Source organism: Streptomyces sp. NPDC001027, from assembly GCF_040299045.1.
Taxonomy (GTDB): domain Bacteria; phylum Actinomycetota; class Actinomycetes; order Streptomycetales; family Streptomycetaceae; genus Streptomyces.
Genome location: NZ_JBEPBI010000056.1, coordinates 14,076 through 27,195 on the forward strand (window position 1 = coordinate 14,076; position 13,120 = coordinate 27,195).

Here is a 13,120-nt window from a genome sequence, read left to right on the forward strand (position 1 = left end):
ACTCGGTGGGCTGTGTCAGTGCCGGTCCGTAGGCTCGCGGTGATGGCCGAGACACGTGCAACCACCCCCGACCGCTCCGCCGTACGCTCCCTGCTGCGCCTGTGGCCGTACGTCAGACCCGTGCGGCTGCGGCTGTTCACGGCCGCCCTCGTCGCCGTGCTCGCCTCCTGTACCGGGCTGGTGATCCCCCTCGTCCTGAAGTGGATGGTGGACGGCCCGGTGGCCGACCGGGACACGGCAGGAGTGTGGCTGGGCTCGCTCTGCCTGCTGCTCCTCGGACTCGCCGAGGCGCTGCTGTTCGGGATGCGGCGCTGGCTGGTGGCGCGTCCGCTGTCGCACGTCGAGGCGGAGATGCGGGCGGAGTTGTACGGGCGGCTCCAGCGGCTGCCGGTGGCGTTCCACGACCGGTGGGCGTCCGGGCAGCTGCTGTCCCGGGCGACGGCCGATCTGGCGATGGTGCGGATGTTCCTCGCCTTCCCCCTGACGTTCCTGCTGGTCAACTCGGTCACGATCCTGCTCGGCGTGGTCCTCATGCTGCTGCAGGACTGGCGGCTCGGGCTGGTCATCCTCGGGCCGGCCGTCCCCGTCGTCGTGATGTGCGTGTACTTCGAGCACCGGTACGCGGTCGTGGCGCGGCGGGCGCAGGACCAGGTGGGGGATCTGACGACCGTCGTCGAGGAGAGCGTCCTCGGCATCCGGATCGTGAAGGGCTTCGGCCGCCACCGCAGCCAGGCGCGCGCCTTCCGCGAGCTGTCGTCGACCCTGCGCGGCACCGAACTGGCCAAGGCCCGGCTGCTGGCCACCATCTGGGCCGTCATCGTGACGCTGCCCGAACTGGCGATCGGGGCCGCGCTGATGCTGGGGGCGGTGCAGGTGGCGGACGGCGAGCTGTCCGCGGGCACCCTGGTCGCCTTCCTGTCCACCGCGCTCGCGCTGCGCTGGCCGGTGGACTCCATCGGGTTCCTGCTGGCGATGAGCCAGGAGGCGGCGACGGCCACCCAGCGGTACTTCGAGGTGATGGACGAGCTGCCGGAGCAGGACACCGTCGTCCGGACGGCACCCGGCCGCGCGGGCGCGGAGTCGGACACGGCGGCCGACGGCGGGCTGCGCTTCGTCGGCGTCACCTTCCGCTACCCGGACGCGGCCCCCGGCTCCCGGCCCACCCTCGACGGCGTCGACCTGCACATCCGGCCCGGCGAGTCCATGGCCCTGGTCGGCGCCACCGGCAGCGGGAAGACCACGCTCACCGCCCTCGTCCCCCGGCTGCACGAGGCGACGGCGGGCCGTATCACCCTGGACGGCGAGGACGTCACCGCGATGCCCCGCGAGGAGCTCCGCGCACGGGTCGCGGTGGCCTTCGAGGAGCCGACCCTGTTCTCCGCGAGCGTCGGGGAGAACGTCCTCATGGGCGCGGACGACCGGGCGGGCGCCGTCGAGCTGGCACGGGCGCTGGACGTGGCGCAGGCCGACTTCGTGCACGCGCTGCCGCAGGGCGCCGACACCCAGGTCGGCGAGCAGGGGCTCAGCCTCTCCGGCGGGCAGCGGCAGCGGCTCGCGCTGGCGAGGGCCGTCGTCGGCCGACCGCCCTTCCTCGTCCTCGACGACCCGCTGTCCGCGCTGGACGTGCACACCGAGGCCGCCGTGGAGGCCGCGCTGCGGCAGGTCCTCGCCGACACCACCGCGCTGATCGTCGCCCACCGCCCGTCCACCGTGCTCCTCGCCGACCGGGTGGCGCTGCTGTCCGACGGCCGGATCGCCGCGGTGGGCACCCATCAGGAACTGCTGCGCGACAACCCCGAGTACGCCCACCTCATGTCCGGAACCGGCCGCCAGGAGGACGACCGATGAGCGCCCCCACGACGTCCTCCCCGACGACCGACGACGACGGCCCGCGGGACGCGCGCCCGCCGGCCGCGCAGGACCCCTTCGACAAGGACGTCCTGCCCACCGCGCCCGGCGCCACCGGCGCGCTGCTGCGTTCCCTGCTGGCCCCGATGCGGGCGCGCGTCGCGCTGACCACGCTGGTGCTGCTGCTCCAGCAGGCGGCCGTGCAGGCGGGCCCGCTGCTGGTGGCGTACGCCATCGACCGCGCCGTGCCGGCGCTGCGGGCCGACGACCACGGTCCGCTGGTCGCGGTGGGCGCCGGCTACCTGCTGTGCGCGGTGGCGTCCGGCGGGCTGCAGTACGCGTTCCTGCTCGCCTCCGCCCGCGTCAGCCAGGACGTGCTGCTCGATCTGCGCGGCCGGATCTTCCGGCACGCGCAGGCGCTGAGCCTCGACTTCCACGAGCGCTACACCTCGGGCCGGCTCATCTCCCGCTCCACCAGCGATGTGGAGGCCCTGCGGGAGCTCCTCAACGAGGGGCTGCAGGAACTGGTTTCGGTCATGCTGTCCTTCCTGTTCATCTCCGCGATGCTGCTCTGGCTGGACCTGGGCCTCGGCGCCGTCGCGGTCGCGTCGTTCGTGCCGCTGTACGCCCTCGTCCGGGTCTACCAGCGGCGCGCGGGCCGGGTGTTCACGGCCCGCTCGACCGCGATCGCGGCCGTGATCGTGAAGTTCGTGGAGACGATGAACGGCATCCGGCCGGTGCGCGCCTTCCGGCGCGAGGCCGTGAACGAGGCCGGCTTCCGGGTCCTCAACCGGCGGCACGAGCGCAGCAACGGCGACGCGCTGCTGGAGATGGCGCGCTATGTGGTCGGGTCGCGGCTGGTCGCCAACACGGCGGTCGCGGCGATCGTGCTGTGGGGCGCCACGCGGGTCGCGGACGGCTCGCTGGAGCTGGGCGTGCTGGCGGCGGCGGTGCTGTACCTGCGGCGGCTGTACGACCCGATCGACCGGCTCGGCATGTTCCTCAACTCCTACCAGTCGGCGGCCGCGTCACTGGAGAAGATCGCGGGGCTGCTCGCGCAGAAGCCGTCCGTGCCGGAGCCGTCGGCGCCGCGGGAGCTGCCCGCCCCGCGGGGCGACCTCCCCGGCCGACAGGTCGTCTTCGACGGGGTCTCGTTCGGCTACCGCACGGGCGGCGAGGTCCTCCCCCGCTTCGACCTCGTGCTCCCCGCCGGGCAGACGGTCGCCGTGGTCGGCTCGACCGGCGCCGGCAAGTCCACGCTGGCCAAGCTGCTCGCCCGCTTCTACGACCCGTCCGCGGGCCGGGTGCTGCTGGACGGAGTGGACCTGCGCGAGCTGGCCGTGCCCGAACTGCGGCGCGGTGTGGTGATGGTGACGCAGGAGGCGTTCCTGTTCTCCGGCACGGTCGCCGAGAACATCGCCATCGGGCGGCCGGACGCGTCGCGGGAGGAGATCGAGCGGGCGGCGAAGGCGATCGGCGCGCACGAGTTCATCAGCGCCCTGCCCGACGGCTACGACACCGACGTACGCAAGCGCGGCGGCCGTATCTCCGCAGGCCAGCGCCAACTGGTGGCCTTCGCGAGGGCGTTGCTCGCCGATCCGGCGGTGCTGATCCTCGACGAGGCGACGAGTTCGCTGGACGTTCCGGGCGAACGGGCCGTGCAGGCGGCGATGGCGACGGTGCTGAAGGGCCGTACCGCGGTGGTGATCGCGCACCGGCTGTCCACCGTGGAGATCGCCGACCGGGTGCTCGTCATGGAGCACGGCCGTATCGTCGAGGACGGCGGACCGGCCGAACTCATCGCCGGCGCCGGCCGGTTCGCGGACCTGCACCGGGCCTGGCGGGACAGTCTGGCGTGAGCGTCCGACGACCGACGGGGGCCGGAAGGGCGAGCGGATGATCGACGCGTACGAGGATCCCGGCACGCCCGACAGCCGCGGCGGCTGGGCGTACCTGGCGTGGCTGGTGCGCTGCCAGCCGGGGCGGTCGGCGGCCGGGGCGCTGCTGGCCAGCCTCTGGATGGTGCTGATGGCGACCGCGCCGTATCTGCTGTCACGGGCGGTGGACGACGGGCTGGAACCCGGTGACACGGCCGCGCTCGCGGGCTGGACGGCCGCCCTGCTCACGGTGGGCGCGCTCAACGCGTGGGTGAGCATCATGCGGCACCGCACGATGACCCGGGTGCGCATGGACGCCTACTTCCGCACCACCAAGGTCGTCGTCGGGCACGCGGCCCGGCTGGGCGCCGCGCTGCCGCGCCGGTCGGGCGCCGGGGAGGTCGTCACCATCGGGGTGGGCGACGTGCAGACCATCGCCAATGCGCTGACGGTGGTCGGGCCCGGCGTCGGCTCGCTCGTGGTGTACGTCTTCGTCGCCGGCCTCCTGCTGTCCGTGTCGCCGGCGCTGGCGGCGGTCGTGCTGCTGGGGATGCCGGTGATCGCGGTGCTGGTCGGGCCGCTGATGGCGCGACTGCAGGGCGCGGAGGCGGAGTACCGGGAGCGGCAGGGCGTGCTGACCGCGCGGATCGGCGACCTCGCGGGCGGGCTGCGGGTGCTCAACGGACTGGGCGGCAAGCAGTTGTTCGCGGACTCCTTCGCCCGGGACTCGCAGCGGCTGCGGGCGCAGGGCTACCGGGTCGGCGCGGTCACCAGCTGGATGCAGGCGCTCGGCGTGGGCCTGCCCACCCTGTTCCTCGCCGCGGTGACCTGGCTCGCGGCCCGGCTGGCCGCCCGGGGCGAGCTGACCGTGGGCGAGCTGGTGTCGGTGTACGGCTATGTCGCCGTCCTGGTCGGCCCGGTGGCGTTCCTCGTCGACATGGGCTACCAGCTGAGCCGGGGCGTGGTGGCCGCCCGGCGCGTCGTACGGCTGCTGCGCACGGAGCCCGATCCGGACACCGGGACCGGCGAGGCGCCCGCCGAGCCGTCGGTGCTGCACGACCCCCGCTCGGGTGTGCGGGTGGCCCCTGGCCGGCTGACCGCGCTGGCCGGGAGACGCCACTCGGAGCTGACGGCCGTCGTGGACCGGCTCGGCCGGTACGGTCCCTCGGACGTCACCTGGGGCGGACGGCGGCTGGACGCCGTGCCGTTGGAGCAGGTCAGGGCCCGCATCCTGGTCGCCGACCACGAGGCCGACCTGTTCGCCGGGACCCTGCGCGAGGCGGTCTGCGGACGGGGCGAGCCCTCGGCGGCGGAGATCGCGGGGGCGGTGCGGGCGGCGGCGGCCGACGACATCGTGCAGGGTCTGCCCGAGGGGCTCGACTCGACCGTCACCGCGCAGGGCCGCAGCCTCTCCGGCGGCCAGCGGCAGCGGGTACGGCTGGTGCGGGCCCTGCTCGCCGACCCCGAGGTGCTGCTGGCCGTGGAGCCGACGTCGGCCCTCGACGCGCACACGGAGGCGGCGGTCGCGGAACGGCTGCACGCGTACCGGGCGGGCCGCACCACGCTCGTCACCAGCGCCTCCCCGCTGGTCCTCGACCGGGCGGACACGGTGCACTACCTGGTCGACGGGAAGGTCGCCGCGACCGGCAGCCACCGCGACCTGCTGCGACGTGAGCCCGGCTACCGCGCCCTGGTGACCCGCGACGCCGACGACACGCAGGAGGCCGCCCGATGACGACCGCGGCCGAGAACCAGGAGGCGGCCCGATGACGACGACGGCCCGAGGCGACGAGGCGGCGAGCCGATGACGACGGCGGAACGGGAAGCCCGTCCGACGACGGCCGCGGCCCGAGGCGGGGAGGCGGCCCGATGACGGAGACCGGGGCCGCCGCCGACGGCGCTCCCGCGGGGCGGCTGCCCGTCGCCGGGCGGGCCGACGTGCGGCGGGCGGTGCTGCGGCTGGTGCGGGCCGACCGGCGGGCGTTCGCCGGAGCGCTCGCCCTGAACGTGCTCGCCGCCGGGGCCGGGCTCGCCGGGCCGTGGCTGCTGGGGCGGATCATCGACGAGGTGCGGGCCGGGCACGGCGTCGGGCCCGTGGACCGGCTGGCGGCGGCGATCCTGGTGTGCGCGGCGGCGCAGCTGCTGCTGGCGCGCTGGGCCCGGTACGCGGGGCACCGGTTCGGCGAGCGCACGCTGGCGCGGGTCCGGGAGGAGTTCGTCGGGCGGACGCTCGCCCTGCCCGCGTCGGTCGTGGAGCGGGCGGGCGTCGGCGATCTGACCACCCGGGGCACCGCCGACGTGGCGGCCGTGGGCGCCACCCTGCGCGACGCCGGGCCCGAGCTGCTGGTCTGCACGGTCCAGGCGCTGTTCACGCTCGGCGCGGTGTTCGTGATCGATCCGCTGCTCGGCGTCGTCGGGGTGCTGGCGCTGACGCCGATCTGGTTCGCGTTGCGCTGGTATCTGCGGCGGGCGCGGGCCGGCTATCTCGCGCAGGGCGCGGCGGACTCCGAGGTCGCCGAGATCGTCGCGGCGACGGCGTCCGGGGCGCGGACGGTGGAGGCGCTGCGGCTCGAGCGGCGGCGCACGGCGGCGAACCGGGACGCGCTGGAGGTCTCGCGTCGCGCCCGCTTCCACACGCTCTTCCTGCGCTCGGTGTTCTTCCCCGTGGTCGAGACGTCGTACTCGCTGCCGGTGGCGGGGGTGCTGCTGCTGGGGGGCGCGCTGCACGCGCGCGGGGCGATGAGTCTGGGCGCGGTGGTGGCGGCGACGCTGTATCTGCGGCAGTTCACCGAGCCGCTGGACCAGATCCTGGTGCGCGTCGAGCAACTGCAGAGCAGCGGGGCGTCGTTCGCCCGGGTGGAGGGCCTGGCGGGGACGCCGCGCCCGGGACGGGGCGGCCGGGCGGCGCAGGCGCAGGCGCCGGTGCCGGTGCCTGCGCCGGTGGACGACCGGATCGACGTGACGGGCGTGCGGTACGCCTACGAGCGCGGCGGCGAGGTGCTGCGCGGGGTCGACCTGACGGTGCGGCCCGGGGAGCGGCTCGCGATCGTCGGCCCGTCCGGTGCGGGCAAGACCACGCTGAGCCGGCTGCTGGCGGGCGTGGACGCGCCGAGCGCGGGCACGGTGACGGTGGGCGGCGCGCCCGTCGCCGCCCTGGCGCCCGAGACGCTGCGCCGTCAGGTCGTCCTGGTCACGCAGGAGCATCACGTCTTCATCGGCACGGTCCGCGACAACCTGCTGATCGCCGAGCCCACGGCGGACGACGCGCGGTTGTGGGCGGCGCTGGCCGCGGTCGGCGCGGCCGACTGGGTGCGGGAGCTGCCGGGCGGTCTCGACGCCGAGCCGGGCGGCGGCGACGGCCGCTCGGCGGACGGCTCGCAGGCGCAGCAGATCGCGCTGGCCCGGGTGGTGCTGGCGGACCCGCACACGCTGATCCTGGACGAGGCGACCGCGCTGCTGGACCCGACGACGGCCCGGCACACCGAGCGGGCGCTGGCGGCGGTGCTCCAGGGCCGGACGGTCATCGCCGTCGCGCACCGGCTGCACACCGCCCACGACGCGGACCGGGTCGCCGTGATGGAGGACGGCCGTCTCACGGAACTCGGCACGCACGAGGCGCTGGTGGCGGACGGCGGCGCGTACGCGGCACTGTGGCGGACCTGGCACGGGGGGTCGTGAGGGCGCGCCTCGAGAGAGGGGTGGGGGCGCAGCGACGGATGCGACGGATGCGACGACTCCGTATATCGAACACCGACTACCGGACAACGGACTGTTTCCGGCCAACTTTCTGACGCGCTCCTGACAGACAGCGCAATCCACTGCCACTCTTCCCTCTGCTGGTTCACAGCAACCCCACAATTACGCGCACGCTCCACGTTCCGCCTTTGTTCTGCGTACCGCCTCTGTCGTGCCCGTACGGCCCACCCGCCGTCGGGTCTCCCCTGGCCGCGTGATCCGCGGCCGCGCAGAAGGAGTCAGTGTTGAGCAGCAGTCCCTCTCGCAGACGCACCCCCCACAGCCCCTCCCGTCGCGCCGCGGCCGTCGCCCTCGTCGGCGTCTCCGCGCTCATAGCCGCCGCCGTGCAGTCCGGCGCCGCGACCGCCGCCCCGGAGAAGGCGCCGCAGGCGACGGGCAAGGGCAACCCGGCCCACACGGCCCTCGCGCTCTCCCCGTCCCAGCGCACCGAGCTGATCCGCGCCGCGGACTCCTCCAAGGCGCAGACCGCCGCGACCCTCGGCCTCGGCTCGCAGGAGAAGCTGGCGGTCAAGGACGTCGTCAAGGACGCCGACGGCACCCTGCACACCCGCTACGAGCGCACCTACGCGGGCCTCCCGGTCCTCGGCGGCGACCTGATCGTCGACACCGCCGCGTCCGGCGCCGCCAAGGGCGTCATCAAGGCGACGAACGCCACGATCAAGGTCCCCGGGCTCACTCCGAGCGTCACCGCGGCGGCCGCCGAGCAGCAGGCGGTCAAGCGCGCCAAGGCCCTCGGCGGCACCAGCTCCACCGCCGACTCCGCGCCCCGCAAGGTCATCTGGGCGGCGAGCGGCAAGCCCACCCTGGCGTACGAGACCGTCGTCGGCGGCTTCCAGGACGACGGCACGCCGAACCAGCTGCACGTCATCACGGACGCGGCCACCGGTGCGAAGCTCTTCGAGTACCAGGGCGTCAGGACGGGCATCGGCAACACCCAGTACAGCGGCCAGGTCACCCTCGGGACGACCCAGTCGGGTTCGAACTTCACGCTGACCGACGGCACGCGCGGCAACCACAAGACCTACAACCTCAACCGCGGCTCGTCGGGCACCGGCACGCTGTTCTCGCAGACCAGCGACACCTGGGGCAACGGCACCACGTCGAACGCCGCCACCGCGGGCGCCGACGCCCACTACGGCGCAGCGGCCACCTGGGACTTCTACAAGTCCTCCTTCGGCCGCAGCGGCATCAAGAACGACGGCGCCGGAGCCTACTCGCGGGTGCACTACGGCAACGCGTACGTGAACGCGTTCTGGGACGACGACTGCTTCTGCATGACGTACGGCGACGGCTCCGGCAACGCCAATCCGCTGACCTCCCTCGACGTGGCCGGCCACGAGATGAGCCACGGCGTCACCTCGGTCACCGCGAACCTGAACTACAGCAACGAGGCCGGCGGCCTCAACGAGGGGACGTCGGACATCTTCGGCACGGGGGTGGAGTTCTTCGCGGCCAACTCCTCCGACGTGGGCGACTACCTCATCGGCGAGAAGATCAACATCAACGGCAACGGCACCCCGCTGCGCTACATGGACAAGCCCAGCAAGGACGGCGCCTCCAGGGACAACTGGTCGTCCAGCGTGGGAGGCCTCGACCCGCACTACTCGTCGGGCCCCGCCAACCACTTCTTCTACCTGCTGAGCGAGGGCAGCGGCGCCAAGGTCATCAACGGCGTCAGCTACAACTCGCCCACCGCGGACGGGCTTCCGGTCACCGGCATCGGCCGCGACAAGGCGCTGCAGATCTGGTACCGCGCGCTCACGACGAAGTTCACCTCCAACACGACCTACGCGGGCGCCCGCACCGGCACCCTCGCGGCGACCGGTGAGCTGTACGGCACCACCTCCGACGAGTACAAGGCGGTCCAGGACGCGTGGGCCGGCATCGCGGTGGGCTCGCGTTCGGGCGGCGGCGGGGGTGGCGGCACCTCCTTCGAGAACACGACCGACGTATCGATTCCGGACAACGGCGCGGCGGTCAACTCGTCGATCACCGTCTCCGGCCGCACCGGCAACGCGCCGTCGAACCTCGCGGTGGCGGTCGACATCGTGCACACCTACATCGGCGACCTCCGGGTGCAGCTGATCGCGCCCGACGGCACGGCCTACACGCTGAAGGCGTACGGCACCGGCGGCAGCACGGACAACCTCAACACCACGTACACGGTGAACGCCTCGTCCGAGGTCGCCAACGGTATCTGGCAGTTGAGGGTCCAGGACAACGCGGCCCAGGACACCGGTTACATCAACAGCTGGAAGCTCACCTTCCCGTAGGCAGCAGGCCCCGTACGGGCCGCGCACAGCCGCGTGAAAGGCACCGCACAGGACGCCGCTCCGGAGGCCTCACCGCCCCGGGGCGGCGTCCCCTTTTTGCCCGCCCCTTACCCGCGTCCTGTTGCCGCTTTACCACAGCTCAACTCCGTTTACGTGCCTGCAATGTTCACCGGACAGTCGATTTTCAGCCAACATCACTTCGAGGTCCTGACATGTACGCGCCCGGATGTCAGTCTTCGTTCACCCGCCGCACAACTTCACACCCGTCGCGGGCGGCCGCCCCACGCCGCCCGGACCCCCCACATGAAGGAGCTTGTGTGACCTCCCTCTACGCGCGTCACAAGCGCACCACTCTGGCCATCGCCACCGCCGTCGCGGCCGGAGCCCTGGTCACCACCGGTCTGACCACCGGCAGCGCCGCCGCCCAGACCCCGGCGGACTCCGGCGCGAGGGCAGCCCTGCAGGGCGCCCCGGTCCAGCTGTCCTCCGCGGCCCGCGCCACGCTCATCCAGCAGCAGCAGTCCGACGCTCCCGCGACCGCCAAGTCGATAGGCCTCGGCGTCCAGGAGAAGCTGCTCGTCAAGGACGTCGTCAAGGACGTCGACGGCACGGTCCACACCCGCTACGAGCGCACCTACGCGGGCCTGCCGGTCCTCGGCGGCGACCTCGTCGTGCACCGGGCCCCCTCCGGCGCCCAGAGCGTCACCAAGGCCGTCTCGGCCGCCATCAAGGTGCCCACGCTCACCCCGCAGGTCGCCACCGCCAAGGTCCAGAAGCAGGCGCTGACCGCCGCCAAGGCCGCGGGCTCGGAGGCCTCCGCCGCCGACCAGGCCCCCCGCAAGGTGATCTGGGCCGGCAACGGCACCCCGACCCTCGCCTACGAGACCGTCGTCGGCGGCCTCCAGGACGACGGCACCCCGAGCAGGCTGCACGTCATCACCGACGCCACCACCGGCAAGAAGCTCTACGAGCACCAGGCCATCGAGACCGGCACCGGCAAGAGCCTCTACTCGGGCTCGGTCACCCTCAACACGACCAAGTCGGGCTCGACGTTCAACCTGACCGACGGCACGCGCGGCGGCCACAAGACGTACAACAAGGCGCGCAGCTCGTCCGCCTCCACCGGCACCCTGTTCACCGACGCGGACGACGCGTGGGGCACCGGCACGGCCTCCAGCTCCTCCAGCGACCAGACGGCCGCCGTGGACGCCGCCTACGGCGCGCAGATGACCTGGGACTTCTACAAGAGCACCTTCAACCGCAGCGGCATCCGCAACGACGGCAAGGCCGCCTACTCCCGGGTCCACTTCGGCAACGCCTACGTCAACGCGTTCTGGGACGACGACTGCTTCTGCATGACGTACGGCGACGGCGACGGCAACACCCACCCGCTGACGTCGCTGGACGTGGCCGGCCACGAGATGAGCCACGGCCTGACCTCGGTCACCGCGGGCCTGGAGTACGAGAACGAGGCCGGCGGTCTCAACGAGGCGACCTCGGACATCCTGGGCACCGGCGTCGAGTTCTTCGCCAACAACGCGTCCGACAAGGGCGACTACCTCATCGGCGAGAAGATCAACATCAACGGCGACGGCACCCCGCTGCGCTACATGGACAAGCCCAGCAAGGACGGCGCGTCCAAGGACTACTGGTCCTCCGCCGTGGCCGGCCTCGACCCGCACTACTCGTCCGGCCCCGCGAACCACTTCTTCTACCTGCTGTCCGAAGGCAGCGGCGCGAAGACGATCAACGGGGTGAGCTACAACTCCCCGACGTCCAACGGCTCCACGGTCACCGGCATCGGCCGCGCCAAGGCGCTGCAGATCTGGTACAAGGCGCTGACGACGTACTTCACGTCGACGACCACCTACAAGGGCGCCCGCACCGGCACCCTCTCGGCGGCCTCGTCGCTGTACGGCGGCACCAGCAGCGCCGAGTACAAGGCCGTGGCGGCGGCCTGGTCGGCGATCAACGTCAACTGACCCGACCACAAGCGAGTGAGTAAGCGGCGCCCGGGACGAAGGCGGTCCCGGGCGCCGTCCTACTCTTGGCTCCCATGTCTTCGAAGGACTTCACGTACGACGAAGTCGGCGCGACGCGCGATCGCCCCGGCTCCTGCCCTGAGGGCTTCCACCCCCTCCACGTCCGCGCACGCCTCGGCGAGGGCCACGACGTCTTCCGGCGCGCCGCCGACGCCGTCATGACGTGGCGGATGCACCGCGCCCTGGGCGTCGGCATCGACGCCACGGCGGACCGGGCGGCCCCCGACGTCGACGTCACCGTCACCCTGGCCGGCCTCATCAAGGCCCCCTGCCGCGTGGTCTGGACGGTGGACGAACCCCGTCGCGCCGGCTGGGCCTACGGCACCCTCCCCGGCCACCCCGAACGCGGCGAGGAGTCCTTCGTCGTCGACCGCACCGGAGACGGCACGGTCTGGCTGACGGTCACCGCGTTCAGCCGCGCCGCGAAGTGGTACGCGATAGCCGCCGGCCCCGCCACCCGAACCCTCCAACACGCCTACGCCCGCCGCTGCGGCAAGGTCCTGCGGGAGCTGTGCGGAGGCGAGGACTCCTGACCGGCCTGCGCGACGCCCTCGGGGGACGAGTCGAGTGAACGGCGTTGCTCCAAGGGCTTTTTGACGTTCCCTCAGCGACCGCCCCCAGGGACGGCACATCCCTTGATCACGGTCTGACCCCTTCGAGGCCGACGGCGACCTTCTGGGTCACGACTCCCGGTGCGAAGGGGACACCGTCTGGGCCCAGCTGTCGTTGTACAAGTCCGGGCAGGGATGGCGTTTCCGCACCGTCCGCAACACGAGCGGATGCATGACAGCGGGACAGCCGGACAGGGCCCAACTGCGCCGACATCGCCACCTCTTCCCCAGCTCGCCGTCAGCCGGTGTAAGCGCGGACGTCGGGATCGACTCCCGGTACGTCGCTCGGCAGGCCGCGCCGCTCGATGCTCCCGTCGACGATTCCAACGAGGAACGCGAGCGCGCCACCGTCGAATTCCCACCATTCCAAATTGCGACTGTTCACGACGACAGGCCAACTGTCGGGGTCACTGCCGGTCACGCGCCAGTAGAAGACGTCACCTGACAACGACTCACTCCACGGAATCAAGCCTCCAGGGTCCGGGTGGGCGACATAACCTTCGGACATGTCCTCCTCCTGGAGATCCCTCAGCACTTCCAGCTCCTGGAAGACTCCGTCAACAAAATCTCGCTCCATTCCCGGCACAGGGAGCGGAATACGCCAGAAGCCGTCGAACTCAAGTGTCGGATAGCTGTCTGCCAGCTCCCGAAAATCACTGGGCAGCCCGACTCCGAGGAGGGAGGTGATCATCCCGAAGTCGACCCCCCGCGGC

8 protein-coding genes are annotated in these 13,120 nt (G+C 72.6%); 7 read left to right on the forward strand and 1 reads right to left on the reverse strand.

Features of this window, described 5'->3' with window-relative positions:
• The first annotated feature begins 42 nt into the window (after positions 1-42).
• From ABT300_RS17880 to ABT300_RS17910, 7 genes are all read left to right on the forward strand, one after another.
• Positions 43-1,848 (forward strand): ABC transporter ATP-binding protein, encoded by a 1,806-nt coding sequence (locus tag ABT300_RS17880; RefSeq protein WP_351676365.1) that lies wholly within the window; start codon positions 43-45, stop codon positions 1,846-1,848.
• Complete coding sequence (locus ABT300_RS17885) at positions 1,845-3,707, forward strand: ABC transporter ATP-binding protein (protein ID WP_351676367.1); 1,863 nt, start codon at positions 1,845-1,847, stop codon at positions 3,705-3,707. Before ABT300_RS17880 ends, ABT300_RS17885 begins: the two co-directional genes overlap by 4 nt.
• Positions 3,708-3,744: 37 nt before the next feature.
• The gene (locus ABT300_RS17890) at positions 3,745-5,460 is read left to right on the forward strand and encodes an ABC transporter ATP-binding protein (RefSeq protein WP_351676369.1); all 1,716 of its coding nucleotides are present in this window, start codon (positions 3,745-3,747) and stop codon (positions 5,458-5,460) included.
• 134 nt (positions 5,461-5,594) lie between these two features.
• Positions 5,595-7,403 (forward strand): ABC transporter ATP-binding protein, encoded by a 1,809-nt coding sequence (locus ABT300_RS17895; protein ID WP_351676371.1) that lies wholly within the window; start codon positions 5,595-5,597, stop codon positions 7,401-7,403.
• Between the two features lie 302 nt (positions 7,404-7,705).
• On the forward strand, positions 7,706-9,754 hold the full coding sequence (locus ABT300_RS17900; RefSeq protein WP_351676373.1) for a M4 family metallopeptidase: 2,049 nt from the start codon (positions 7,706-7,708) through the stop codon (positions 9,752-9,754).
• 317 nt (positions 9,755-10,071) lie between these two features.
• A complete protein-coding gene (locus ABT300_RS17905; protein WP_351676375.1) occupies positions 10,072-11,736 on the forward strand; it encodes a M4 family metallopeptidase in 1,665 nt (554 codons plus the stop codon).
• Between the two features lie 74 nt (positions 11,737-11,810).
• Positions 11,811-12,329 carry a DUF1990 domain-containing protein gene (locus ABT300_RS17910; RefSeq protein WP_351676377.1) on the forward strand — a complete coding sequence of 173 codons (519 nt, stop codon included), beginning with the start codon at positions 11,811-11,813 and terminating at the stop codon, positions 12,327-12,329.
• A 316-nt stretch (positions 12,330-12,645) separates the two neighbouring features.
• On the opposite strand, the gene ABT300_RS17915 is transcribed toward ABT300_RS17910, so the two are convergent.
• Complete coding sequence (locus ABT300_RS17915) at positions 12,646-13,098, reverse strand: SMI1/KNR4 family protein (protein ID WP_351676380.1); 453 nt, start codon at positions 13,096-13,098, stop codon at positions 12,646-12,648.
• Positions 13,099-13,120 lie beyond the last annotated feature (22 nt).